The following is a 25363-nucleotide window of genomic DNA, read 5'->3' as shown; positions in this document are numbered from 1 at the left end:
GCGATGGCCATCGATCCAAGTAACCCCCACACCGTTTGGGTGGGCACCGGTGAGAACAATGGCGGTCGCCACATAGGCTTTGGCGACGGCATCTATCGCTCGGATGACGGTGGAGAAAACTGGACAAACATGGGACTGCCTGAGTCCCAGCACATCTCCACGATCATTTTGCATCCCGAGGATTCCAATACCGTATGGGCCGCCGTTCAGGGCCCGCTGTGGACCAAGGGTGGTGAGCGCGGTTTATACATGACCACCGATGGTGGCCAGACCTGGGAAAAGACTCTCGGCGGTGGCGAGTGGACCGGTGTTACCGATGTGGTGATCGACTCCCGTGATCCAAATGTTTTGTATGCGGCTACCTGGCAGCACCAGCGGACCGTCGCCGCGTACATGGGCGGTGGCCCCGAAAGTGGCCTTCATCGCTCCCTCGATGGCGGTAAGAACTGGACCAAACTGACCGAGGGCCTTCCCACGGGCAATATGGGTAAGATCGGTCTAGCCATTTCACTGCAGAATCCCGATGTAGTCTACGCAGCCATTGAGCTGGACCGGCGTAAAGGCGGTGTCTGGCGTTCTGATGATCGCGGAGCAAGCTGGGTGAAGGGTGCCGACGCGGTAAGCGGCGGGACAGGGCCGCACTACTACCAGGAACTCACGGCCAGCATGCATCAGCATGATCGGCTGTATCTGGTAGGCCCTACGGTGCTCAAGTCTGAGGATGGCGGTTTGACCTTTGAGCCCATGCCTCATCCCAATCAGCATGGCGACATGCACGCGATTGTGTTCGATCCTGAAGATCCGGATTACATCATGATGGGTACCGACGGCGGGGTGTACGAGAGTTTCGATCTCGGTGACACCTGGCGCTACATGAGCAACCTGCCCGTCACGCAGTACTACAAGCTTGCACTGGATGACACAGAGCCCTTCTACAACATCTTCGGTGGCACGCAGGACAACAACACCCAGGGTGGCCCCTCGCGCACGGACACCGTGAACGGTATTCGCAATGCCGATTGGGAAGTCATTCTGGGTGGTGACGGCCATCAGCCCGCTACGGAGCCGGGCAATCCCGACATCATGTACGCCGAATCCCAGAAGGGCAATCTGAACCGTGTGGATACGACTACAGGCGAGAGCATCTACATTCAGCCGCAGCCGGCCCCGGGTGATCCCCCCGAGCGATTCAACTGGGATTCTCCGATTCTCGTGAGTCCCCACTCACCGGCGCGCATTTACTTCGCCTCTCAGCGTGTGTGGCGATCGGATAACCGCGGTGATGATTGGACGGCGATATCTGGCGATCTGACGCGCGACGAAGACCGAATGCTCATGCCACTAATGGATCAGACCTGGAGCTGGGATGCGCCCTGGGACATGTTCGCCATGTCGGACTACAACACCATTACGTCTCTGGCGGAATCGCCCCTGGTCGAGGGTCTTTTGTATGCGGCAACGGACGACGGCCTGATTCAAACTTCGGAGAATGGTGGTGATAGCTGGCGTCGTGTGGAAGTGGGTTCTCTCCCGGGAGTCCCCAAGACCGCCTTTGTGAACGACATCCGTGCGGATCTGCACGATGCAGACACGGTTTATGTCGCCCTTGATAATCACAAGTATGGCGACTTTAAGCCCTACCTTCTGGTGAGCCGAAACCGTGGTCGCAGCTGGAGCAGTATCACAGACGGCATTCCCGATCGGCATCTTGTTTGGAGGCTTGTACAGGATCACGAGCGGGCAGGCCTGATGTTTGCCGGTACAGAGTTTGGCGTATTTATGACGCTGAATGGCGGCGACAGCTGGGAGAAGTTCAGCGCGGGGATGCCCACAATCTCTATTCGCGACATCCAGATTCAGCGCCGCGAGAATGACATAGTGGCTGCAAGTTTCGGTCGTGGCTTCTTTGTCATGGATGACTATTCTGCACTGCGGGAACTGAGTGCTGATGCGATGGATCAGGAAGCTACGTTGTTTGAAGCTCGTGATGCCGACTGGTACTTCCCCCGCAAGGTGCTGGGTGCGAGAAAGCGTGGCTCTCAAGGCGATGATCTGTATGTCGCGGAGAACCCACCTTTTGGCGCGGTGCTGACCTATCACCTGGCAGATGGTTTTTCGACCTTGGAGAAGACCCGGCAGGACGCTGAGAAGAAGGTCCTTGAGGCCGGTGAGCAAGTGAAGTTCGAAGGTTGGGACGCGGTGGAAGCCGAGCGTCGAGAGGCAGCTCCTGCGTTGATGATGGTCATTCGCGATGCCAGTGGTAATGTGATTCGTCGTCTCGATGCGCCCACGGAAAAGGGTTTTCATCGGCTTGCCTGGGATCTCCGCCATCCTTACTACGGTTCTGTAGAGACTCCGCCAAACTGGCAGGGTCTGCCACCCCAGGGCTTTATGGTGATGCCTGGCACTTACAGCGCGGAGCTTGTTCTTCTTGAAAACGGTGAAAGTCGTCTCTTGGACGAAGCCGTGAGCTTTGAAGTGAAGCGTATGTACGGGTCAGCACTAAGCGGTGCGTCTATGGACGAGGTCGATGCATTCTGGAAAGAGCTCTCCGCTGTCTCCGGACAGGTGAGTGGGGCGCGCTATGCATTGGATGACGCCATGGAGACGATTGCGACCATGCAAAAGATGTTGTCGGTAACGGCAGCAGCCCCTGGCGATATTGATCAGCGTCTCCATGAGCTTCACCAGGAGCTCTATGACATTGATGAAGCCCTCAACGGCAACAAGTCTGTCCAGGCGGTGGGTAACTATGAAGTGCACCGTGTTACCAACTGGCTGAGCCACGCGAGACGAGGAGTGTCTAACTCCAGCTACGGACCAACCGGTGCACATCGTCAGAGTCTTGGTTATGCGGTGGAGGTGTTTGCGCCAATTCGCGAGCGACTTAATGCGGTGATTGATACCGAGATTCCGGCGCTGCGCAAAGAACTGCAGGCTGCTGGGGCGCCCTGGGGTGCGGGTCAGCCCGTGCCCGCTAGCTAAGCTTCTTTGAGAGACCTTTAGACTGAGCCGTCAGTCCCCTGGCGGCTCTCTTTTAAAATCTCTGCAAGCCAGGGCTTGTGCGTTGCAATTTCTGCATCGCTCAGGCCCGTTATCTCATAGGGTAAAACCAGCCAGTCATCGGTCTCGTGCAAGTAGTAGTCGGGCACCCGCCCGGTCCGGTTTTTGGTGGGCTTGTAATAGGGCACGGCAATTCGCACGTCGTCGGGCATGTTGCGTTTCGACTTTGATTCAAGTCGTTGTATGACCGCTTCTATGTTTTGCCCACTGCTAAACACGTCATCGACAATCAGAAGATTGTCGTTCTTGTTCATGGTCTCGTAGAGATACTGAAGTCCGTGCACACGAATACTTTCGGGGTTTTCCACATTGTTAAGGTAGCTTTCCATCCCGCGATAAGAGGTCCGGATGGCGATATGGTCTGTTTTAACGCCCAGATACTGAAGACATTCCTGCACGTAGATGCCCACCGTGGAGCCGCCGCGCCAAACACCCACGATAAAATCGGGACGAAAACCGCTGTCGTAGACGGCCACGGCGAGTCGATAGGCGTCCTGCAGTAGTGACTCTTCTTCTACAAAAGTCTTTTTGAGTGGGCTGGTTTCGTCTGTCATGCTGGTTACCTCCCAGTAGCTGCCTAGTGTAACCGCCCTGAGTTTATACAGTAGTAGTAGACTGATTACCGATCGCAAAAGGAGAAGGCCATGTCAGAGAAAGTGTATTTGGGAGCGCAGGAACTCCTCGAAGACTCCTTTCGTCTGGGTGCCGACGTGGTGGTCAGCGGTTTTAAACCGACCATGATGATTGCCATCTGGCGCGGGGGTGCTCCCGTGGGCGTTGCCGTGCAGGAGATTCTCGCCTACTGCGGTATCGAGACCGATCACATCGCCATTCGCACCTCCCTCTACAAACCCGAGATCGACGGTCGCTCCTCGGAGATCCGTATCCATGGCATGAACTACCTCATCAAAAAACTCACTCATGAAGATAAGCTACTCATTGTCGATGACGTGTTCGATACCGGCAGCACCATAGATGCGGTGATTCGCTATATTGAGGAGAAGGCGCGACTGAATACGCCCGGCGATATTCGCGTGGCCGTGCCGTACTTCAAGCCTGCGCGAAACCTCACGGATCGCGTGCCCGATTATTATCTTCACGAGACGGAACAGTGGCTGAAGTATCCCCACTCTCTCGAGGGGCTCAGCCCCGAAGAGGTCGCGAAGGAGCGACCGGCGCTTTACGAGATCATCGAGCCTTACGTGAACCGTTGAACAGGAGGTTCAACGTCACCGCGCTCACCGCCCCCAGGGTGATGGGATTATTCAGGATGTCTGCCGCCGCTTTTGGCAGGGCGGAGAAATAAATGGGGTTGGCGACCACAAGCATTGCCGCACTCAGACTGATACCTACCGTGAGCACGTTGCCCGTGTTTTCAAAGTCCACCCGGCGCAGGGTTTGAATCCCCGTGGCGGCGATGGAGCCAAAAAGCACCAGACCACAGCCACCGAGGACGGGGGTAGGGATGTTGGCCACCAGCGCCGCCGCTTTTGGCGCGAGACTCAGCAGTATCAGCATCACGCCCGTGGCGGCCACTACATAGCGGCTGCGCACGCCCGAAACACGAATTACTCCGATGTTCTGGGAGAAGGTAGTGAAGGGAAAGGCGTTGAATAAGCCGCCGATGATGGTGCCGAGGCCCTCAGCACGCAGTCCTGCGGCGAGGCGTTTTTCGTCGACCTCCTGCTCGCAGACTTCACCAATGGCTAAATAATCACCGGTAGATTCCACCATAGTGACGAGCATGGTGACTGTCATTGCAGCGCACGCGGCCACAGTAAATGTAGGAGGGCCGAAGGCAAATGGCATAGGAATACTCGCCCAACTGGCGGTAGAAACGCCGCTAAAGTCAGACATACCCATCAATGCACCAGCAATGCCGCCAGCGACCAAACCCACGAGTATGGAAGTACGCGCCAGGAAGTCGTGGCCAAAGCGCATGACCAGTAGCACCAGGAGAAGGGTGCCAAGCCCCAGGCTCACTTCAGCCATGCTTGTGTCCTGGGCACCAAAGCCTCGACCGCCGCTCAACCACATTACCGCAACAGGCATGAGGCTGACGCCGATAACGGTGATTACCGTTCCCGTAACCAATGGTGGGAAAAAGCGCAAAAGCTTACTCCAGGATCCGGCGAGTAAGAGGCAAACAATGCCACCGACGATCGTGCCTCCGAACATGGCCGTGAGGTCGCCGTTAGCGCCAATGGCTATGAGCGGTGGTATCACAGCGACGGTCGTGCCCTGCACCACAGGTAGGCGTGTGCCGATGGGTAGTCCGGGTATACCGAGGCATTGAATCAATGTGGCGACGCCGGAGCCAAAGAGTCCGGAGGCCAGTAGGAAGGTGGTTTGCTCCTGAGGCCAGCCCAGTGCGCTGGCGAGAACCAATGGCGCGATGATGATGCTGGCGTAGGCTGCCAGTAGCTGCTGAAAGCCCAGGGGCAAAGTCCAGCGCAGGGGCAGCCATTCGTTTACCGGATGGCTTGTGTCGTTATCCTGCATACTCAGGCACCACTTCGCTGTCGGAGTTGATCGGCACGTTCACGAAGTTCGCTCAGCATGCCTTGTAGGTCTAGCCCTTGAAGCACCCCATGCTCCACCACTACCTGCCCGTCCACAATGGTATGCACAACATCGTCCGCACGGCTGGAGTACACCAATGCCGCTTGAGAGTCGTAGCGGGGCGCGCAGTGGGCATTGTTGAGATCGACGACAATGATGTCTGCTAGCTGACCTGGGGCGAGGGTACCTGCTTCGTTAAGATGCATAGCCTTGGCTGCCTCCCGAGTGCCCATTTCGAGCATCTCAGTAACGGTGAGTAACTCCGGGTCCAGATTGTGGTTCTTGTGCGTAATCGCGCCGAACTTCATTTCCTGAAACATGTCGAGAGTGTTGTGACTCGCAGGGCCGTCGGTTGCGAGACCCACAGTAACCCCGGCAGCCATGAGTTTGCGCATGGGCAAAATGCCTGAGCAGAGCTTCGCGTTGCTTATTGGGCAGTGCGCAACCTTGACCTCATGCTCGGCCATGAGAGCGATGTCGTCGTCGGTCAGGGTGGTGCAGTGCGCAGCGGTCAAGTCAGGGCCGAGTAGACCCATACTATGTAACCAGCCCGTGGGCGTCCTACCGTGGTTGTCTGCAACAAACTGGTGTTCCTGTTGTCCTTCCGAGAGGTGCGTGTGAATCGTGAGCCCGTGCTCGGTCGCGACGTCGGCGCAGCGACGCCATAGTTTTTCCGTGCAGGAATACGTGGCGTGCGGAGACAGGGCCACGCGCAGGCGACCATCGAGGCTGTTGTGATGCTCGTCGACAATCTCACCGAAGCTATCCAGCGCGCCGTAAGACCAATCTTTTAAGTCGCCGTAGAGACCGATGTCTGCAAAGCCATAGCCCAAAGTCGCGCGTAGGGGGATAGTCTCTAGTGCGTTGATCTCAGGGCTAACCGAGTAGGCATCGAAGTGCTCGTTAAAACTGGTGATACCAGCGAGGGCCATTTCAGCAAGACCCGCAAGGCTCGCCAGACGCAGGGTCTCATGATCAAAGTTTTGTTTGAGACGCCACATGCTTTGAAGCCATTCAAAGAGCTTGGCATCTTCGTTAAGGCCGCGGAGAAGGACATTGGATCCGATGTGGGTATGGCAGTTGCTAAAGCCCGGCATAACAACGCGGTCTGTCGCGTCGAGTGTCTTGGTGGCTGTGTAAGGACCGATCTCAGCGTCGGTGCCCAGCGCAACAATACGCTGTCCAGATACAAGAATGGTGCCTTGCGGCACCGTGTCCGGTTGCGGCGTACGTGCATCGGTCATGCAAAGGAGCTCGCCACCGACGATGGCGAGGTCTGCTGTGATCATGGGGCTGTTCCTAGTAAAACGCGTTCTAGTGTGCAGCCCCTACACTAACAGCTCCCTGCGAAGCTGCCAGTACTTAAGTGCTGATTACAACAGAGGTGCAATAACCAGACTGACGATCGCCATGACGTTGATAAGAATATTCATGGAGGGACCAGAGGTATCTTTGAATGGATCGCCCACGGTATCGCCTACAACGCAGGCGGAGTGAGTAGGTGATCCCTTGCCACCATGATTACCTTTCTCGACATACTTCTTGGCGTTGTCCCAGGCGCCGCCGGCGTTCGCCATCATCAGAGCCATAAGTACACAGCCCAAAAGTGCGCCACCTAACATGCCGCCAAGCGATGCTGCGCCAAGGCCCATGCCTACGACCACCGGGGCGGAGACGGCGATAGCGCCTGGCAGGATCATCCGACGCAGTGCTGCCGTGGTTGCAATGTCCACACAGCGAGCTGTGTCTGGCTCAGCAGTGCCTTCGAGGAGGCCGGGTATCTCATGAAACTGACGTCGGATTTCGTTGATCATTTCAAAGGCTGCATCGCCCACCGCAGTCATCGTGATCGATGCGATGAGAAACGGAATCGTACCGCCGATAAACAGCCCTACCAGCACGGTAGGATCCGACAGCTCGAGGGAGAAGCCTGGATTATTGACCTGCACGGTTTGCACAAAGGCTGCAATGATCGCCAAAGCCGCCAGAGCTGCCGCCCCAATCGCAAAGCCCTTGCCGATGGCGGCGGTTGTGTTGCCCACCTCATCAAGCCCATCGGTAATACGTCGTGTTTCTTCACCCATGCCCGCCATTTCTGCAATGCCGCCGGCGTTATCTGCAACCGGACCATAGGCGTCAATGGCCATAGTGATACCGACGGTAGAGAGCATGCCGACTGCGGCGATACCTACGCCGTAGAGACCTGAGAGCTCAGTAGACACCCAGATGATCGCGGCGAGGAACAGCACCGGCAGAACAACTGATTCCATACCTATCGCCAATCCGCTGATCATGACCGTTGCGGGTCCTGTTTCTCCGGCTTTGGCGATCTTGCGAACAGGATGGGAGCCCGTGTAGTACTCGGTAATCAGTCCGATGAGCACGCCGCCAACAGCACCAGCGACAACAGACCACCACACGTTCATGTTGAGCCCCATCTCCTGCATCATCAGCCAGGCCATACCGGCGAACACGGTAGGCGCGATGAGCGTACCGGTGCGCAGCGCGGCTTCTGGTGCTGCGCTCGAGCGCATGCGAACGATGAGAATACCCAGCACCGATGCCACCAAACCGATAGTTGCCAGCGCCAAGGGCAGGAACATCATTTCTGCCTGCTTATCGATGGCCATAGTGGAGGCGATAGCGATGCAGGCAATCATGGAGCCGCAGTAAGACTCGAAGATGTCCGAGCCCATACCGGCGATGTCGCCTACGTTATCACCCACGTTGTCCGCAATAACTCCCGGGTTGCGCGGATCGTCTTCAGGAATCCCGGCTTCGATTTTTCCGACGAGGTCTGCTCCGACATCAGCGCTCTTCGTGAAAATGCCGCCACCTACACGGGAGAAGAGGGCAACTACGGACGCGCCCATACCAAAGCCATGAATAGCGTGAGCTGTTTCGGGATCTCCACCGAAGTAGTAGTAAAGGCTGCCAAGACCGATCAAACCCAGAGATGCGACGCACAGTCCCATGATGGATCCGCCGTAGAAGGCAATCGTCAAGGCTTGGGCCTGTCCGTGATTGTGTGCTGCTACCGCTGTTCGCACGTTCGCTTTAGTTGCCGCGAACATGCCGAGAAAACCCGCAGTAGCAGAGGACACCGCGCCGGCGGTGAAAGCTATTGCCGTGTCAGTGCCCAGCGGGGAAACAAAGATACCGAGTAACAAGACCGCGGCAAACATCGCGAGCATCTTGTACTCGCGTTGCATAAAGACCATGGCGCCCAAGTGGATCTGATCGCCAATCTTTTTCACATTACCGTCGCCATGATTGTGGCGGATCATAATGTGATAAATCACAAACGCGGTGACAAGTCCTGCAGCACCGAGAATGGGAGGATAAAGCAGATAGTCAAAGAACATTCAGCGTACTCCTTCTTATGGTTATGAAGCTTTTGCAGCTGCAGTATAAGAAAGAAGAAGCCCCAGCGGTCAATTGATTCACTGGATCATTTGTGTTGTTTATCGACCTTGCTTGGGAGTGGATGAACTCAGTATCTAAACAATGACCTAGCTACGCAGTGGCAGCAGCACCTTTATCAAGCTCGGGTACCGCGCGCTTGATGACGCTCCAGTAGCCGTTGGCGACGGCTTCAGGGTAATCGTCGTAAAAACCTCGGGCGGTCAGTGTGTGATGGAGCTTTTCCAGTTGCCACAGGGGCACGCTCGGCAACAGGTGATGCTCGATGTGATAGTTCACGTTATTCGGGCAGAGGATTAAGCGTTCGAGCCAGTTCGCGCGGGTGGTACGGGTATTACCCCGGGGGTCCATCTCGTAAAGCGCAGTGACATTACCGTGCTCGGCTACTTGGCGAATACGCGCTACCAGCGGGTAGCTCGTTAGATACGCGGCAATCCATAAAAGGTATAGCCAGGCAGCACCGCACAGCCACAGCACTGCAAGCAAAACAGCATTGGCAATTAAGCCCTGCCTGAGGGCGTTGTTGCCTTCACCGCTACGCATCATGATTCGATTTCCCGCGCCGCTGAGCAGACCTACCAGCAGTTTTGTGCCGGTTTGCCCGGTGGCATCGCGTAGAATTTTGCGCCGAAAGCTGTCCGCGGCAATGGGGTACTTGCGATAGTTGGGTAAGTCCGGGTCCTGATCTGTGCCCGCAAGACGGTGATGCTCACGGTGGGATGCTCCATACGCGTCGCAATCTCCAAGGACCGGATAGGCGCCCAGCCACTGCCCCAAAACGGCGTTGAGTTTTTGGGTTTTGAAAAGCGTTTTGTGACCGGCCTCGTGCATCAGTATCGACAGACCCAGTTGCCGGCCTCCAAGCAACAATATCGCCAGAATGATGGTCACAGGATTGGTCCAGACAGCGACCACGGCAAATATTGCGATGATCCAAAGCCAGCTCTTTACAATCAGCCACACACCGATCCAATCACTGCGGCGCGTGTAGTGCTGGATTTCTTCGCGGCTGAGATAGTCTGATGCTTTCATAAAATTATCCTCTTCGGACCTAAAAGTAACATAAAAAATAACAATGTGTAATATTTTGTTATATTTATCGGTGCTAAGATTCACGCATGTTTGATGCGACAACGTATAAGTGGCCCACGCCTAAACGCCTCGTTCTATCTCTATTGAGTTCGCCTGATCTCGCCGAGATCAGCGTGCGACAGTGCCTGCACTGGGGCGAGCTTTTTGAGATAGATCCCACAGCCATGCGTGTCGCTCTTGGACGTTTGGTCAAAGCGGGCTTTTTGCGAAGTGTCGCCCGGGGTCGTTATGCCATCGGCGATCGGGGAGAGGTGCTCAGTAAGACCGCTCGACAATGGGTCTCGGCAGAGGAGCGTGTGGGGTCCTGGGATGGGCGCTGGCTGATGGCGCACACCGCCCACTTGGGACGTCGGGACAAGACAGTGTTGAAGGTGCGCGAACATGCGCTGGAGTTGGTGGGTTTTGCTGGACTCTATCCCGGCTTGTGGTGTCGACCCGCAAATTACCTGGAAACACCCGCAGATACCCGGGAAAGATTGCTGGAGCTAGGTCTCGAGAAAGAAGCGGTCATTCTCCGGGTTGATGTCCTTCTGGGAGACAAAGCCAGCGTCACGGAACTTTGGCCGCAGCGGGCGCTCGAAGAGCGATACAAGACGCTGACGCGCGCGATGTTGGACAGCATCGGTCGAGGGGACAGTCAAGACGGCGAGGCGTTGGTGAGAGAGACGTTTTTGCTCGGCGAGGCAGTTATCAGGCAGATCGCGAGCGACCCCCTGCTCCCCGATACGATGATTGATGTAAAGGCTCGGCGAAAAATGCACGAAACGATGGTAGCGTATGACGCTTTCGGCCGCAGAGCCTGGACGCATTTTCAGAATCACACTTCTTAATGGATACCCTAGCGCTATGAGCGATACACAGTACGAACCTCCGAAGGTATGGACCTGGGATACAGAAAGCGGCGGCAAGTTCGCGAGCATTAATCGGCCAATAGCGGGCGCTACCCATGACAAAGACCTTCCCGTGGGCGAGCACCCTTTTCAGCTCTACTCTCTGGCTACCCCCAACGGTGTAAAAGTGACGGTAATGCTGGAAGAGCTTTTACAGCTGGGTATCGCGGAGGCCGAGTACGACGCCTGGCTTATCAATATTCAGGAAGGCGCTCAATTTGGCAGCGGCTTTGTCGACATTAATCCCAACTCCAAAATTCCTGCGATGGTTGATCAAAGTGGCGACAAGCCCGTGCGACTCTTTGAGAGTGGTGCAATGCTGATGTATCTCGCTGAGAAGTTTGATGCGTTTTTGCCTAAAGATCTCGCGTCCCGGGGTGAGTGTTACTCCTGGCTGATGTGGCAGATGGGCAGCGCACCGTTCCTGGGAGGCGGTTTTGGACACTTCTATGCCTATGCTCCCGAGAAATTCGAGTACCCCATTAATCGCTACGCAATGGAAGTAAAGCGTCAGTTGGATGTTCTGGACCGCAATCTCTCGGATCGCGCCTATCTCTGCGGCGATGACTACACCATTGCTGATATGGCGACCTTCCCATGGTATGGCGCCCTGGCAATGGGCAAGCTCTATGACGCTGCAATGTTTCTCGATGTTGCGTCCTACAAGCATGTGCTTCGCTGGGCCGAAGAGATTTTCGAACGTCCCGGTGTTGTGCGAGGCCGCTGCGTTAATCGCGCCTGGGGTCCGGAAGAAGATCAGGTGCTGGAGCGCCACAGCGCGGCTGACATAAAGCGATGAGCCGGTTGGCGACCACGCTGGCTCCTATGGTGCTGCTGCTCAGCATTGGCTGGGCAGGAAGTGCGTTGTCCAGTGACTGGGAGATGCAGTTCGACGAGGGCGGTGTCAGCGTGGAAACCCGGGATGTTGATGGCTCCGACTACAAGGCTTTTCGCGCTAAGGCGCTGCTACCGGCATCTCCCGATGATGTGCTCGCGCGGCTTCGCGATATTGAAAGCTACACCGAGTGGTTTCCCGACACTATCGAAGCGCGGGCAGTAGAACGAGAGGGCGATCGTTGGGCGAATTATGTCCGCACAGATGCCCCATGGCCGGTAAAAGATCGTGATGCGATTTATAGCCAGGCTCTGACACGCACGGGAGGCACTATTCGAATCGACGTAACAGCTGCGCCCGATATCCTGCCTGATTCAAAAGACGCGGTGCGCATTCGCGCCGCTGCCGGGTTTTGGGAGCTTGTTGATGTTGATGGTTCTACCGCGGTGCACTGGGAGTTTCATGTAGAGCCCGGCGGCAACATACCCAGCGGTCTTGCAAACGCCCGCGTATTAGAGACGCCCAAAGGGGCCTTGCAGGCGCTCAAGGAATTTTTTGCCGATTAGAACTAAGCTGTCAGCCGGTTCGTATACATTCTGAATTAAATACCTCTTTCTGTTTCTCAGGAAGATTCATCGCACACTCACAGAGAGGCACACGATGATTAGTTTGCGAGTAAATGGAGAGCAAAGGGAGCTAGACGTAGATCCGGCGATGCCTTTGCTGTGGGCGATTCGAGAGAATCTGGCGATGACCGGTACAAAATTCGGCTGCGGTATAGCGCAGTGCGGTGCCTGCACTGTGCATCTGAATGGCAAGGCTATTCGAAGCTGCGTGACGCCTGTTGCCGCTGCGGCCGGAGGAGATGTCACTACCATTGAGGGACTGTCGGATCTTGCACCGGGCGATGTGATGCACCCGCTTCAGCAAGCCTGGATCGAGAAGCAGGTACCTCAGTGTGGCTACTGCCAGTCGGGCCAATTGATGAGCGCCGCAGCACTCTTGGAGAGCAACCCGAATCCCGATGATGCAGCGATTGATGCAGCGATGTCCGGCAACGTGTGTCGTTGCGGGATGTATCCGAGGATTCGGGCGGCAGTCAAGTTGGCTGCGTCGCAGCAGATGGCGGTAGTACAAACCTTTGATCCCACCGCAGATGACGGCAGCGAGGTGGCGAATCATGGGTAAGTGGACAAGACGCGCATTTATCACCACCGGTGTCCTCGCGGGTGGGGCTCTGGCCGTAGGCGTAGCTATTCGACCAGGTCATCGTGCACCTAAAGTCGCTGGACAAGTCACCGAGGACGGCGAGGTATTGGTGAGCATGTGGGTCAAGATCGACCCTACGAACAAGGTCACCCTTATCGCGGCGCATAGCGAGATGGGGCAGGGCGCTCAGAACGCGCTTACCCAAATGCTTGCAGATGAACTCGACGCCAGTTGGGATGACACTCGCTTTTTGGAAGCGCCGGCTATTGATGAATATGCCAACTGGGCCTTGGGCAAGGGTTTTCTCTTCGGAGGTGCTGATATTCCCAAGGCTTTAGTCCCGACTGTCGATGGCGCCATGCTTCAGATTATGAAAGCTATGAAGATGCAGATTACCGGCGGTAGTTCTTCTATCCGCGCAACCGGCGTCTACGGTGTGCGCGTTGCGGGTGCTGCTGCTCGAGAGATGCTCATCAATGCGGCGAGTGAGGCCTGGGGTGTTCCCGCCTCACAGTTAGATGCAAGAGATACTCATATCATCGATGCAAAATCGGGTAAGCGAGCTCCTTTTGCAGAGTTTGCTTTGGCTGCTTCGCAAACGCCGCCATCGCCTACGCCAACGCTCAAAACACCGGAACAGTTTCGCATCATGGGTAAGAGTGCCCCCCGCCGAGATATACCTGCCAAGGTAGACGGAACGGCGATGTTTGGTATTGATGCTCAGGTCGAAGGCATGAAGCATGCCGCGATTCTGGCAGCGCCGGTGTTTGGTGCGCAGCTGGTTTCCGTGGATTCAACGCAGGCTGAAGGCATGGCGGGCGTGTCACATGTCGTGTCTTTGGATGACGCAGTGGCGGTCGTTGCCGACGGTTATTGGCAGGCGAGCCAGGCCCTGAAAACACTCGATATCCAGTGGTCAAAGACCGATAGCGACGACGTCAGCAGCGAGTCACTCTTCAATCAGTTTGAACAGAGTCTTGCCCAGGGCATTGAGGGCGGCAAAAGCAGCTCCGACGTGGACGATGGTGATGTCGAAGGGGCTTTGGCCGACGCTACGGCAACAGTGGATGTGACCTATCGAGTCCCTTATCTGGCACACGCCTGTATGGAGCCCATGAACGCGACAGCGCTTGTGACTGATGAGAGCTGCGAGATGTGGATCGGCACCCAGAACCCCCTGGGTTTTCGTTATGACGTTGCTGCCGCGTTGGACATGGATGTGGAGAACGTACAGATCCATCAGCACCTTATGGGTGGCGGGTTTGGGCGACGTTCAATTTCTGACAGCGCGGTACAAGCCGCTAAAATCGCTCGCGAAGTGGGCGGGCCGGTGAAGTTGATCTGGTCTCGCGAGGAGGATGTACGCCACGACCACTTCCGGCCGGCTGTCGCATCACGTTTTCGGGCTGCGCTGGATCAGAATGGCCAAATTGCGGCGTGGGAAAATATCTATCACGAGAAGCACGAGCCTGTAGAAGCGCCAACCATCCCGTATACCGTTGCAGCGCAGAAGATTCACCACGTCGATAGCCCCACGCACGTACCCTTTGGCCCGTGGCGAAGCGTTGACCACTCTCAACACGGTTTCTTTACGGAAGCATTTTTTGATGAGCTTGCAGTCGCTGCCGGTAAAGATCCCTACGAATATCGTATGTCGCTCCTGGCCGATAAACCCCGTCATCAAAACGTTCTTCGCACCGCTGCCGAAGCCGCTGGTTGGGGAGAGCAACTCCCGCGGGGCAAAGGTCGCGGCATTTCTCTGCAGGAGTCCTTTGGTTCATTGGTGGCACAGGTCGTGGATGTGAGTGTGACTGCGGGTAAGGTCAGCGTGGATCGGGTGGTTGTCGCGGTAGACGCGGGTTTTGCCGTATCACCCGACGGACTCACCGCACAGATGGAGTCTGGCGTTAACTACGGATTGACCGCTGCACTCTACGGCGAGATCAATATTGAAGACGGCGCTGTAAAGCAAAGTAACTTCCACGATTACCCCATGGTACGCATGAACGAATCTCCGCTGATCGAAACACATATCATTAACAGTGGAGAAGCCTGGGGTGGTGCCGGTGAGCCGGGTACGCCAGGTATTGCACCGGCGCTAGTCAATGCGGTGTTTGATGCCACCGGTCTGCGCGTGCGAGAGCTCCCGCTGTCCAAGCAGGACTTCAGTGACTTTGGTTGAGCGCCGCACAGCGCTCTACTCTAGGTAATACACAAACGTGCTTACCACCCGCAAGCGCTTTTCTCGACTCGAGGCACTGTCGTAGCGATTGCCGCCCGTGCCTGTGATTTGGATGATGCCCTGGTTGGCGCTTTTGAGTCCCCCGAGACGGGCGCCTGACTCCGCGGCAAATTTGGTGGCCTGAGCGCGAGCGTTCTCCGTCGCTGCTTTGAGCAATGGGCCTTTGGCGTCATTGAACGCCCGTAACGAGTACTGGGGACCCGCGCCTAAATCCAGTTGCACGCCCGCCGCTATGAGCGGATCCGTCGCCAGCGCAGCGGATGCTACCGCGTCGACACGATCACTTTTAACAATGACTAAAGCGGAGCCGCTGTAACGCGTGGGGCTGTTCGAAGAGGCGTACTCTCGGGAGTAGGCGTCATTCACCACCAAAGGACGTATCTCCATTTCTGAGCTGGTAAAGCCGAGACCATGGAGAAACCCGACGAGCTTGTCGCGGTCAGCGGCAAGTGACTCCTGCACCGACTGAAAACTGTCCGCCGCCCGGCGTACGGTAAGCGGCCAGGTCACATAGTCACTATCCACGCTCTGCTCGGCTAAACCCTTGATCACAATGCTGCGATCCGCCATGCGAAATCGTTCCAGACCGTTGCCGATAAATGCGCCTCCGGCAATAAGGCCCAGAGCGATAACGATAGAGGTGATGGTGTTGTTCACAGGCGATACCTAGCTAATTTGATAACCGGGAGTGGATTGAGATAGGGCGACTTCTGCATCGGTCATGGTCTCCGCAATGCCCTCGAACAGAGGTGTAGAGAGGTAGCGCTCTCCTGTATCCGGGAGCATTACCAGCAGCACCGATCCTTCGGGCGCGGTCTCGGCGACTTGCATGGCGATCGCAAGCGTTGAGCCTCCGGACACACCGGTAAAAATCCCTTCCTCAGCGGCGAGTCGCCGTGACCAGGCCATGCCGTCAGCGCCAACGACAGGCAGCAGTTCATCGTAGAAGCCCTTGTCGAGAGTCTCTTGGAGCACCAGCGGTATGAAGTCCGGCGTCCAGCCCTGAATCGGATGTGGCTCAAAGGCCGGATGACTCGCTGTGGGCGAGCCATGCTCATCGCGCTCCTGCTCATGACCTGAGGCCACAATGGCGGCGTTTGCCGGCTCTGTGAGTATAATTTTTACATCCGGCCTTGCTTCTCGCAGTGCGCGGGCCACACCCGTCACGGTACCGCCGGTGCCGTAACCCGTCACCCAGTAATCCAGGCGTTCACCGTCGAAGTCCGAGAGGATTTCCTGTCCGGTTGTATGCTCATGAATATCGGCATTTGCAGAGGTTTCGAACTGCCGTGCAAAGAACCAGCCGTTTGCCTCAGCTAACTCCTTCGCTTTGTTATACATGCCCAGACCTTTCTCTTCTTTGGGGGTGAGTACAACCTGAGCACCCAGAAAACGCATGAGTTTGCGACGCTCTACCGAAAAGCTCTCAGCCATAGTGATGACTAATGGGTACCCTTTGGCCGCGCAGACCATCGCCAGGCCGATGCCGGTATTGCCTGAGGTTGCTTCTACTACGGTTTGGCCCGGCTGCAGACGACCCTCCCGTTCAGCGGCTTCAATCATGTTCGTCGCCAATCGATCTTTGACTGAGCCGCCAGGATTGAAGGCCTCAACCTTGACGTACACGCTGACATGCTTGGGTGCGATGCGATTGAGACGAATACATGGCGTATCGCCCACGGTATCGAGTACGTTGTCGTAAAGCCGGCCGCGGCCCTGAGTGTGTCTGATATCCATCGAGAATCTCCCCCTGAGACTGTAAGCTCAGGCTGTTGACTGAGCGCACTCCCTGAGTGCGACTAATGCTTGCCTAAATCCTGGGGCAAGTTGTGTTGTTGAGACTAGGTTTTACTGAGCTTACAACAAAGAGAAGAAGAACGTGCCTGATAACCGACATCGAGTTAGAGCCTCGCTGCTGCTATTTCTGATTGCCTTTACGGCATTCAGGGCTGAGGCACACCTCCCGGAGTACTTTGGTCGCAAGTATGTGCTTGCGGATGCTGCGTCGGAACGCGGCCCCAGGCCTTGCGAGAGTGACAACCGTGCGGCGAGAGAGGACGCCAACGCCTTACAGGATGGCCTCGATGATGCCTTGCTGGATTCGGGCGCATACAACCCCAGTTTGGCGGATCCCATCGGCGAGCTGGGAGAACTCTATGCCTCCCTGTGCAATCACCCGGCGTCGCTCAAAGCGAACCGCGCCGCTCTGCAAATAGTGAGGGTCAACGAGGGTCTTCTGAGTCCTGTACAAATACCCTATCTGCGCGCCCTGGCCGATAGCTACGAAGCCATCGGCGATTTTCGATCAGCCCAGCAAAGCATGCGATCGGTTTTTCGAGTTCATGGAATGGGGCAGGGAGAGCTGAGCGAGAGAGCATTGCGCGACAGTTTGGATTATTTCTCTCGTGCTCGATCGATCTTCATTGACCCTCGCTCTCGTGGCGAGATAAATCTCTTTTTCGAAGCCTTCAATGACAATGAGGACATGCTCAAAGCACAGCTTGAGCGCGGCGAGCTGGAATACTCCGCACGGGAAGCTTTGTCGCTCAGCCACTTACGAAATCTCTATTTGCTGCTGGGCACCGACTTCGCGGTAATGTCCAGCCTGTCCGGCGACGCCATGAGCCCCGCCGCTGATTTTATGCAGCGCAGCCAGATGCTGACCTATGGCAAGGGCAGGGTGTTACTCGAGGAACTCATCGAAGAAGCTGCATCTCAATCCAGAGTTACCCGCGGCCGTTTGTATCTGCGCTTGGGAAACTGGCAGCAGTGGAATGCCAAATGGGGGCAGGCCTGCGATAGCTATGCGCTCGCCTGGGAGCTCGCATCCGAAGCGGAGGGTGAGAGCCTTCGTAAACAGTTATCCAAGCCCGCTGTGCTTCCTGAGGATCCCATGCTCTGGAACTCGTTGCTCGATCCGGACATTCCCATAAAAGCGAACATAGTTGCGGCTTTCCGTGTTTCAGCGCGAGGCGATATCTCCCGCGTGGACGCGGTGGTTCACGACGGCGGAAGCAGTGGATTGGCCGCTAGAGTAGCGCGGTGGCTGCGGGACTCGCATGCTCGTCCGGCCATGATTCAGGGCGTCTGCGGGGACGGCGAGCTGAGAGGGCGACGGTACCGGCTGGTTGACTAATCCTGGGCAACGGTTTGATTGCCTCCCGCCCTCACTGCGGCACCTAAGGCGATTTCGCTGCGAGAAAGCCAGGTTTCAAAGTTTTCTTCTGCGCCGTAGACACTCATTCCAAAGCTCAATCCCGGTGGTGAGTTTTGGGACGCGGGTAAAGAAATTCGGCGCACATTGCGACGAATGCGATCAGCGACCGCGGTGGCGACAAATTCATTGGCGTCACTGATAAGTATCGCGAAGCGATGTTCATCCAGACGCGCCGGGGTGTCCGATTGGCGAATACAGCTTTTTACGCGCTCGGTGACAGAACGTAAAAAAGTGTCCACGTCTATGGCAGTACAGCTGCGACTCAGCGCGCTGAGCTCATCAATGGTCCATACCAGCAGCCAAAGCTCGCCTCCGTGCCGCTGTTGGTAATTCATTTGCTGATTCGCAAGCTCGCTTAGGAGTGCGCGATTAGGGACTCCCGTCAGCGCATCGTGGGTACTGTGATAGTGCTGCTCCTGCGCCCTGTACGCTCAAGGTACGGCGTTGGCGAAGGACCTCATCACAGTAGTGGCTGCCATCGCGATTGTCGCGCTGACCTACGCTCAGTGAGTTATTAGTGTGTGGCGCCGCAGCGATGATTTCCGAACTTGTGGGGTACGCCATGCGCAGGACGCTGTGTTGTGAGGCGGTATTTTCCTGCAGTACTTCTACCGTGGCCTGCCAGCTCTGCACAAGTCTTACGTCGGGTCGGGGATATGACATTAGCTTCCCGAACATCCGGGTAGTTCAGGGTTATGCATGCGAGTCATCGCTGGGGTCACCCCGATGGCGACCACAAAAATGGCTGGGAGAGGTATTTGAAGCGTGTGCATAGCGGACGTTCCTCCCTGTGAGTGAGCAACAGACGTCCTCTCAGCTTAGTGCATTTGTAGCATTCCGGCGATAATCTGTAGATGGGAAAGATCAGCCTCCACAGTTTGTTTATTAGCAACGCGACCAAACGACTGCCGGCTTTTAGGGGTATCTGATGAGATTAGGAATACCAGCATGAAAGGCAAGCTAGCACGGCCAGCGACAGCGCTGCTGAAGCATACGGCTCTGGTCGTGGCTTTCTCAGTCCCGGTGTCTGCGATAGCCGAGCCTTCTTTGGCAGAGCAGGAGTCGACCATAGCCCCATCGCCTCTCAAGGATGCCTATTTCGGCGAGTTGCATCTGCATACGTCTTACTCTCTGGACGCCTATATTGGAGGAGCCCGATTAACGCCCTCCATGGCTTATCGCTTTGCCAAAGGCGAGTCCATGGATGTAAACGGCCGGGCTCACAACATCGGTCGGCCGCTGGACTTTGCCGCTGTGACTGATCATGCAGAGTACATCGGCGAAATGCTGGCAACGCAGGTACCCGGCACGCCTGGATATGACAACGAAAAACTCGACGAACTCAGGAATTTAAGTTCCTACGAAGAACAGGAAGCCTGGTTTCTTCGCGAGGTCGTCGCGAACTCCCGAGGAGGGGGGCCTAAACACACCGCGTTCTATCCTGGGGACGTTGCTCTGCAGAACGCGTGGCAGCTCATCGTCGATGCGGCCAATGCACATTACGAGCCGGGTAGCTTTACGACGCTAATCGGGTTTGAGTGGTCTGCGGCACCCAAGGGCGGCAATATGCATCGCAACGTTGTGTTCAGAGACGACAAGGTGCCTGCGGCGCCGTTTTCGTCGATAGACTCACCCGACGAAGAGCAGCTCTGGGATTGGATGCAGCAGCAGGAGGCGATGGGTTCAAGTTTGCTGGCGATCCCGCATAACTCCAATGCCAGCAAAGGGTTTATGTTCGAGCCTTTGGATAACTCGGAGAATCCCATTGACGCCGAGTATGCGCGGTTGCGCAGCCACTTCGAGCCCTTGATCGAGATGATGCAGATCAAGGGGAACTCAGAGGTGCACCGCAAGTTTTGGCCAGCGGATGAATTTGCTGATTTTGAGAACGGTGACAGCGTGGAGACTTTCAGTAAACGCAGCTTCGCGAAACAGAATTTTGTCCGAGCGGCGGTGATCGAGGGTCTAAGCTACCAGCGAAGCCTTGCTGCGAATCCCTACAAGCTTGGATTTGTGGGAGGCACAGATAGTCACAACGGGACTCCGGGCGATGTCACTGAAGCGACCTACGTGGGAAGTCATGGCGCGGCTGACGGCTCCATAGAGCGTCGTAGAAACGACTCCATACCGGGCTGGATACATGCCAGAGACTCAAGCCCCGGGTCGATTACGGGGGTCTACGCGGCCAAGAACACGCGTGGTGCAATTTACGATGCATTGAGGGCGCGGGAAACCTTTGTCACTTCGGGGCCGCGCATAAAGCCTCGTTTCTTTGCAGGCGCTAATTTGCCCATCAAACCCCGGGATGCACGGCAGCTGGTCGAGCGCGGCTATGCTGACGGACAGCCCATGGGGTCGACGCTGACCACGCTCTCTAATCCGCCGACTTTTTATGTTCACGCGCTAAAGGACCCTGAGGGCGCGAATCTGGATCGTATCCAGGTCATAAAAGGCTGGTTGGATTCCGAAGGAAACACGCAGGAGCGTATCTATGACGTCGCCGTATCTGACGACCGGGCGATTAACGAAGAGGGGCGTTGTACAACGCCGGTTGGAAACACCGTCGAGGTGGCAACGGCGACCTACGAGAATTCCATTGGCGCAACGGAGCTCTTGGCAAGTTGGACGGATCCGGACTTTGATCCAGCGCAGCCGGCGCTTTATTACACACGAACCTTGGAAATCCCCACACCACGATGGACTACCTATGACGCAGCGCGTATCGAGCAAGCGGTGCTTGACGATGTGCCGGCGACGCTGCAGGAACGCGTCTGGAGTTCGCCCATTTGGTATGTGCCCTAAGCGGAGTGCAAAAACGTGATTGTTAAAAAAGCTGACCGTTCTATGAGCTGCTGGACGCGGTTGACTACCGCGATTGCAATTACCCTGGGACTCAGCGCCTGCTCAACGATGTCCCCGACGCAGACGCCCGATGAGGTGGCGAGTGCACCGGCTGACGCACCGCTTTGGACAGAGCTCGAGTCACTGCGCAACGACGACTGGAACATTCTTCTCAACGACGGCGCGACGGCCCTGGATTGGCGGCTCACCGCAATCGACTCGGCAACGCAAAGTATCGATCTGCAGACGTTTCTGTGGTCTCTCGATCAGGTGGGTTCGGCAATCCTCAATCATCTGCTTGCAGCGGCGGATCGCGGCGTACGTATTCGACTGCTGGTGGATGACTCATTCCTGTTGGGCGAAGACGACTTACTGACGGCATTGGCTGATCATCCGAACATCTCCTACCGGGTATTCAATCCCTATCAGCGAAGGCATGACAGCTTTGCTACGCGCGAGCTCATGAACCTGGGCGAGTTTGATCGCCTGAATCACCGCATGCACAACAAAGTGATGTTGGTGGATAACCGGGTCGGTATCGTCGGTGGACGGAATCTCGCCGATGAGTACTTTGGACTCCATCCGGAGGCAAACTTTCGAGACATGGAGCTTCTCGTCGGCGGAAGCATCGTGCCCCGCTTAAGCGACGTGTTTGATACCTACTGGAACGATGTTTGGTCGGTACCTATAGACACTGTGGCGAAGCTCGGACCGAACTATGAGCGCCTTAGCGCGACGGTGCTGATTCAGGATCGTGCGGCTCTTGGTCATTCTGAATCGGCAGAAGTCGACCTGACAGCGCGATGGAGAGATGCGGTACGAGACGCCTTGTCAGGGGAGTCGGATTTATTGGTGGATGAACCCCCACCTCTGGACATCTCCGCAGAGGCAAGCGCTCCAGTACAGCTCGCACAGCAGCTTATTGAGATTTTTGATAGCGCAGAAGAAGAAGTGATCATTATCTCGGCCTATCTGATTCCATCGCCGGGCTTGCAGCAGGTGGTGGAGCGAGCGGTGCGTCGCGGTGTGCGCATTCGTATCCTCACCAACTCTATTCGCTCAAACAATCACATCACCGCACACAGTGCTTACCGAAACCACATTGACGATCTTATGACCGGCGGGGCGGAGCTTCACGAGGTTCGTGTGGATGCACGAGATCGCCCACGGTACATGCTGTCGCCCACAGACGAAAAGGCCCTGGCGCTACACGCAAAAGTACTGGTGGTGGATAAAGATCGCGTTTTTGTGGGCAGCCCTAACTTGGATCCCAGGTCGATGAGGATCAATACCGAAGTCGGATTGTTGGTGCACAGCGATGCGCTCAACGCGCGCATTCGAGAGAGTGTTGAGCCTGATCTGCTACAAGCGAACGCCTGGAGCTTGCAGATGGATGAAGCCGGAAATGTGGCCTGGGTCGCAGAGGGACAAACTTTGTCGGAACAGCCGGCTGCCTCGTATATGCAGCGCCTCGAAGATTGGTTTTTTGCTCATTTACCTATCGAAGGTCAGATGTGACGCGGGCTTGAATGAGAAGGAGTGGCAGGCGCATACTCATAACTCGAGAGCAAAACAAAGTAAGAGCGAAGTCATGAATACAATAAAAATCAGTCTGCTTGCGACAGCAGCAGCCCTGTTGCTCAATCAGACGGCTGCTATCGCGCAGCACGATGGTGGCGCCTTACGAACAGAGGATTTGAGCCGTCTGTATCCCGGCAGGAGCTACTCACCTTGGGCCGACCGGGCCTTTCCCAGTCAGGTCTTTTGGGGCGAGACGCATCTACACACCGGGCTCTCTCTGGATGCCGGTTTATTTGGCAACACGACCGGCCACGACACGGCGTATCGTCTGGCTCGTGGGGAGCAGGTCACCTCTTCAACAGGGCTAGAAGTAAAGCTCAGCCGACCTTTGGACTTTCTGGTCATCACTGATCACTCGGACCTTATGGGTATCGCTACCGACATATAGCGTGGCGCGCCTAACATTCTGGCGGTTCCCCAGGGTAAGAAATGGGCTGAAGGCTTTGCCAAAGGCGGTCAGGCCGCCGGTGAGGCGGCTTTTGACCTCATTGGGAACTTCTCCCAGGGCACCATCCCTAAGGAGCTGTTAGAGCAGTACAGTCCTGGCGCTGACGTGTACAACAGCCTCTGGGACGAAATCATCGAGAAGGCCGAGAGCTATAACGAGCCTGGGCGTTTCACCGCATTCATAGGCTTTGAGTGGACCTCGGTGCCGAAGGGTTTCAACTTGCACCGCAACGTCATTTTACGCGACAACGGCGATCGTGCCGGACAGGTTATTCCCATGACCACGATGCCGCCTTTGGGAAGTACGGACCCTCTTGATCTGTACAAGTGGTTAGAGAATTACGAGAGCAAGACGGGGGGGCGCGCTCTGGCAATTTCCCACAACGGCAACCTGTCTAATGGATGGATGTTTCCCGTCGACAAGACCTATGCCGGTGGTCGGGTCAACAAGGAGTATGTGAATCTCCGCGCCAAGTGGGAACCGCTCTATGAGATCACGCAAATCAAAGGCGATGGTGAAACCCACCCAAGCTTGTCTCCGGATGATGAGTTCGCGGACTACGGCACCTGGGACGTGGGTAACCTTGATATCTCAGAGCTAAAAAAGCCGGAGATGCTGTCGGGCGAGTATGCTCGAGAAGCGCTCAAGCAAGGTCTGGCTCTTGAGAAGAAATTTGGCACCAACCCTTACAAATTCGGCTTGATTGGCGCCACCGACGCGCACACCTCTTTAACCACGGCGGAAGAAGACAATTTCTTCGGAAAGTCAGTTAGCGTGGAACCCTCCGCTACGCGCGTTGAGCATCCCTTTGTGAAGTCGGCCCTGGGTGCTATCGAGGGAGATATGTTGCTCGCGTCGGGTTATCAGGGCGTATGGGCGACGGAGAACACTCGTAAAGCACTTTTCGATGCTATGGAGCGCAAAGAGACTTACGCGACCACAGGCACGCGGATGGCTGTGCGCTTTTTCGGAGGATGGGACTTCAATGCTCAAGATGTCCGGAGTCGCCAGCCGGCTTTTGTCGGCTATGAAAAAGGCGTACCCATGGGTGGCGATCTCCGCGCAGCACCGGATGGTAAAGCGCCAACATTTTTGGTTTACGCCCTACGCGATCCCATAGGTGCGAATCTTGATCGAATACAGATTGTGAAAGGTTGGATGGATAAGCGCGGAGACTTGAAGGAGAAGGTCTACGACGTGGTTTGGTCGGACGATAGAGTTCCCGACGCTAACGGCAAACTGCCTCCCGTGGGGAACACTGTCGATCTGGAAGCGGCGAACTGGAGTAACACCATTGGCGCATCAGAGTTAATTTCGGTTTGGGAAGATCCGGATTTTGATGCGAATGAGAGCGCCTTTTATTACGTCCGCGTCATAGAGATCCCCACACCACGCTGGGTGCTTTATGACAAAGTTCGACTTGGTGCGAAGATTCCTGATCACGTGGAACTGATACACCAGGAGCGGGGCTACACCTCACCGATTTGGTATACGCCTTAGTAAGCGATTACTCTGCGCCGCTCTGCTGAGCGAATCCAATGACGTTACCTGCGGGGTCCCGCAGGTAAATTTCCTGAGCGCCATAGTCGGTGGTATGAAGTGGGACGACAATCTGCTCGGGGCTTACGCTTTCGAGAATAGCGGCAAGCGATTCAACCTCAATGCATAGGATCGATCGCCCTGCACCTTGGGCGACCGCAGGGTTTTGCGCCTCAGCAAGGGTCTGTGACTGATACATGAGCTCTACATTGCCCAGGGAGAGGGCAGCAAAGTCCAGGTTCGACTCCCCGGGAATAGACATACTAGGACTCATCCCCAGGTCAATCCAGAAGTCGACGCAGGCCTGAACATCGTCACTGAGAATCACCGGCGTGAGTTTTTTGAAGTTGGCGCCTGTGTCTTTGTGTACTGATTGATCGGCGCAAGTGTGCTGACTCATTACTCCCAGACTAAAGAAAAG

Annotated in this window: 20 protein-coding genes and 1 pseudogene; 11 read left to right on the top strand and 10 right to left on the bottom strand. The window is 56.1% G+C overall.

The window, feature by feature from the left end:
• Positions 1–2985: VPS10 domain-containing protein (locus tag ACTG39_RS12605; protein ID WP_439107919.1), on the top strand; the 2985-nt coding region annotated here is incomplete at its 5' end.
• Positions 2986–3002: 17 nt separating this feature from the next.
• Here ACTG39_RS12605 and ACTG39_RS12600 read toward each other — a convergent pair.
• Positions 3003–3617, bottom strand: coding sequence for a phosphoribosyltransferase (locus ACTG39_RS12600; RefSeq protein ID WP_439107918.1), 615 nt, complete (start codon positions 3615–3617; stop codon positions 3003–3005).
• Positions 3618–3707: 90 nt separating this feature from the next.
• Between ACTG39_RS12600 and ACTG39_RS12595 the strand changes: the two genes are divergently transcribed.
• Positions 3708–4277 carry a phosphoribosyltransferase gene (locus ACTG39_RS12595; protein ID WP_439107917.1) on the top strand — a complete coding sequence of 190 codons (570 nt, stop codon included), beginning with the start codon at positions 3708–3710 and terminating at the stop codon, positions 4275–4277.
• Here ACTG39_RS12595 and ACTG39_RS12590 read toward each other — a convergent pair.
• The 4 genes from ACTG39_RS12590 to ACTG39_RS12575 all read right to left on the bottom strand — a co-directional run bounded on the left by ACTG39_RS12590 (position 4252) and on the right by ACTG39_RS12575 (position 10080).
• Positions 4252–5565, bottom strand: coding sequence for a nucleobase:cation symporter-2 family protein (locus ACTG39_RS12590; RefSeq protein WP_439107916.1), 1314 nt, complete (start codon positions 5563–5565; stop codon positions 4252–4254). The genes ACTG39_RS12595 and ACTG39_RS12590 overlap by 26 nt on opposite strands.
• Before the next feature lie 2 nt (positions 5566–5567).
• Positions 5568–6914, bottom strand: coding sequence for an amidohydrolase family protein (locus tag ACTG39_RS12585; protein ID WP_439107915.1), 1347 nt, complete (start codon positions 6912–6914; stop codon positions 5568–5570).
• 84 nt (positions 6915–6998) lie between these two features.
• Positions 6999–8990: a sodium-translocating pyrophosphatase gene (locus tag ACTG39_RS12580; protein ID WP_439107914.1), complete on the bottom strand. Its 1992-nt coding sequence runs from the start codon at positions 8988–8990 to the stop codon at positions 6999–7001.
• Positions 8991–9141: 151 nt separating this feature from the next.
• Positions 9142–10080, bottom strand: a complete 939-nt coding sequence (locus tag ACTG39_RS12575; protein WP_439107913.1) for a fatty acid desaturase family protein — start codon at positions 10078–10080, stop codon at positions 9142–9144.
• An 86-nt stretch (positions 10081–10166) separates the two neighbouring features.
• Between ACTG39_RS12575 and ACTG39_RS12570 the strand changes: the two genes are divergently transcribed.
• The 5 genes from ACTG39_RS12570 (at position 10167) to ACTG39_RS12550 (ending at position 15256) form a co-directional block, all read left to right on the top strand.
• The gene (locus ACTG39_RS12570; RefSeq protein WP_439107912.1) at positions 10167–10970 is read left to right on the top strand and encodes a PaaX; all 804 of its coding nucleotides are present in this window, start codon (positions 10167–10169) and stop codon (positions 10968–10970) included.
• Between the two features lie 16 nt (positions 10971–10986).
• Positions 10987–11829, top strand: a complete 843-nt coding sequence (gene yghU, locus ACTG39_RS12565; protein WP_439107911.1) for a glutathione-dependent disulfide-bond oxidoreductase — start codon at positions 10987–10989, stop codon at positions 11827–11829.
• Positions 11826–12431 (top strand): START domain-containing protein, encoded by a 606-nt coding sequence (locus tag ACTG39_RS12560; RefSeq protein ID WP_439107910.1) that lies wholly within the window; start codon positions 11826–11828, stop codon positions 12429–12431. The genes yghU and ACTG39_RS12560 overlap by 4 nt, the downstream gene beginning before the upstream one ends.
• Positions 12432–12525: 94 nt before the next feature.
• Positions 12526–13053: a (2Fe-2S)-binding protein gene (locus ACTG39_RS12555; RefSeq protein ID WP_439107909.1), complete on the top strand. Its 528-nt coding sequence runs from the start codon at positions 12526–12528 to the stop codon at positions 13051–13053.
• On the top strand, positions 13046–15256 hold the full coding sequence (locus ACTG39_RS12550; RefSeq protein ID WP_439107908.1) for a molybdopterin cofactor-binding domain-containing protein: 2211 nt from the start codon (positions 13046–13048) through the stop codon (positions 15254–15256). Before ACTG39_RS12555 ends, ACTG39_RS12550 begins: the two co-directional genes overlap by 8 nt.
• A gap of 15 nt (positions 15257–15271) precedes the next feature.
• Here ACTG39_RS12550 and ACTG39_RS12545 read toward each other — a convergent pair whose 3' ends face one another.
• Both ACTG39_RS12545 and cysK read right to left on the bottom strand, forming a co-directional pair.
• A complete protein-coding gene (locus ACTG39_RS12545; protein WP_439107907.1) occupies positions 15272–15973 on the bottom strand; it encodes an SIMPL domain-containing protein in 702 nt (233 codons plus the stop codon).
• Positions 15974–15982: 9 nt separating this feature from the next.
• Positions 15983–17053 carry a cysteine synthase A gene (gene cysK / locus ACTG39_RS12540; RefSeq protein ID WP_439107906.1) on the bottom strand — a complete coding sequence of 357 codons (1071 nt, stop codon included), beginning with the start codon at positions 17051–17053 and terminating at the stop codon, positions 15983–15985.
• Positions 17054–17195: 142 nt separating this feature from the next.
• Between cysK and ACTG39_RS12535 the strand changes: the two genes are divergently transcribed.
• Entirely contained in the window at positions 17196–18452 is a 1257-nt protein-coding gene (locus ACTG39_RS12535; protein ID WP_439107905.1) for a tetratricopeptide repeat protein, read from the top strand.
• Here ACTG39_RS12535 and ACTG39_RS12530 read toward each other — a convergent pair.
• Together ACTG39_RS12530 and ACTG39_RS12525 are read right to left on the bottom strand one after the other, a co-directional pair.
• Positions 18449–18919 (bottom strand): GGDEF domain-containing protein, encoded by a 471-nt coding sequence (locus ACTG39_RS12530; RefSeq protein WP_439107920.1) that lies wholly within the window; start codon positions 18917–18919, stop codon positions 18449–18451. The genes ACTG39_RS12535 and ACTG39_RS12530 overlap by 4 nt on opposite strands.
• Complete coding sequence (locus ACTG39_RS12525) at positions 18903–19196, bottom strand: hypothetical protein (RefSeq protein WP_439107904.1); 294 nt, start codon at positions 19194–19196, stop codon at positions 18903–18905. Before ACTG39_RS12525 ends, ACTG39_RS12530 begins: the two co-directional genes overlap by 17 nt.
• A gap of 285 nt (positions 19197–19481) precedes the next feature.
• Here ACTG39_RS12525 and ACTG39_RS12520 point away from each other — a divergent pair, with 285 nt between their 5' ends.
• From ACTG39_RS12520 to ACTG39_RS12510, 3 genes and pseudogenes are all read left to right on the top strand, one after another.
• A complete protein-coding gene (locus tag ACTG39_RS12520) occupies positions 19482–21335 on the top strand; it encodes a DUF3604 domain-containing protein (protein WP_439107903.1) in 1854 nt (617 codons plus the stop codon).
• Positions 21336–21350: 15 nt separating this feature from the next.
• Positions 21351–22892, top strand: a complete 1542-nt coding sequence (locus ACTG39_RS12515) for a phospholipase D family protein (protein WP_439107902.1) — start codon at positions 21351–21353, stop codon at positions 22890–22892.
• Positions 22780–24903, top strand: a pseudogene (locus ACTG39_RS12510) (DUF3604 domain-containing protein). Before ACTG39_RS12515 ends, ACTG39_RS12510 begins: the two are co-directional and overlap by 113 nt.
• A gap of 7 nt (positions 24904–24910) precedes the next feature.
• Here the strand turns inward: ACTG39_RS12510 and ACTG39_RS12505 are convergent.
• Positions 24911–25363 (bottom strand): VOC family protein (locus ACTG39_RS12505; protein ID WP_439107901.1); only part of this gene is annotated, 453 nt, incomplete at its 5' end.

Source organism: Congregibacter sp. (assembly GCF_965662665.1).
Lineage (GTDB): Bacteria > Pseudomonadota > Gammaproteobacteria > Pseudomonadales > Halieaceae > Congregibacter.
This window is presented reverse-complemented; position numbering and strand designations above follow the sequence as displayed.

Bases quoted from the DNA above. Each gene is read 5' to 3' on its own strand.
- ACTG39_RS12550 (WP_439107908.1), top strand. From the start codon at position 13,046: ATGGGTAAGTGGACAAGACGCGCATTTATCACCACCGGTGTCCTCGCG.
- ACTG39_RS12575 (WP_439107913.1), bottom strand. From the start codon at position 10,080: ATGAAAGCATCAGACTATCTCAGCCGCGAAGAAATCCAGCACTACACG.
- ACTG39_RS12570 (WP_439107912.1), top strand. From the start codon at position 10,167: ATGTTTGATGCGACAACGTATAAGTGGCCCACGCCTAAACGCCTCGTT.
- ACTG39_RS12555 (WP_439107909.1), top strand. From the start codon at position 12,526: ATGATTAGTTTGCGAGTAAATGGAGAGCAAAGGGAGCTAGACGTAGAT.
- ACTG39_RS12560 (WP_439107910.1), top strand. From the start codon at position 11,826: ATGAGCCGGTTGGCGACCACGCTGGCTCCTATGGTGCTGCTGCTCAGC.
- ACTG39_RS12525 (WP_439107904.1), bottom strand. From the start codon at position 19,196: ATGTCATATCCCCGACCCGACGTAAGACTTGTGCAGAGCTGGCAGGCC.
- ACTG39_RS12590 (WP_439107916.1), bottom strand. From the start codon at position 5,565: ATGCAGGATAACGACACAAGCCATCCGGTAAACGAATGGCTGCCCCTG.
- ACTG39_RS12595 (WP_439107917.1), top strand. From the start codon at position 3,708: ATGTCAGAGAAAGTGTATTTGGGAGCGCAGGAACTCCTCGAAGACTCC.
- yghU (WP_439107911.1), top strand. From the start codon at position 10,987: ATGAGCGATACACAGTACGAACCTCCGAAGGTATGGACCTGGGATACA.
- cysK (WP_439107906.1), bottom strand. From the start codon at position 17,053: ATGGATATCAGACACACTCAGGGCCGCGGCCGGCTTTACGACAACGTA.
- ACTG39_RS12520 (WP_439107903.1), top strand. From the start codon at position 19,482: ATGAAAGGCAAGCTAGCACGGCCAGCGACAGCGCTGCTGAAGCATACG.
- ACTG39_RS12585 (WP_439107915.1), bottom strand. From the start codon at position 6,914: ATGATCACAGCAGACCTCGCCATCGTCGGTGGCGAGCTCCTTTGCATG.
- ACTG39_RS12600 (WP_439107918.1), bottom strand. From the start codon at position 3,617: ATGACAGACGAAACCAGCCCACTCAAAAAGACTTTTGTAGAAGAAGAG.
- ACTG39_RS12580 (WP_439107914.1), bottom strand. From the start codon at position 8,990: ATGTTCTTTGACTATCTGCTTTATCCTCCCATTCTCGGTGCTGCAGGA.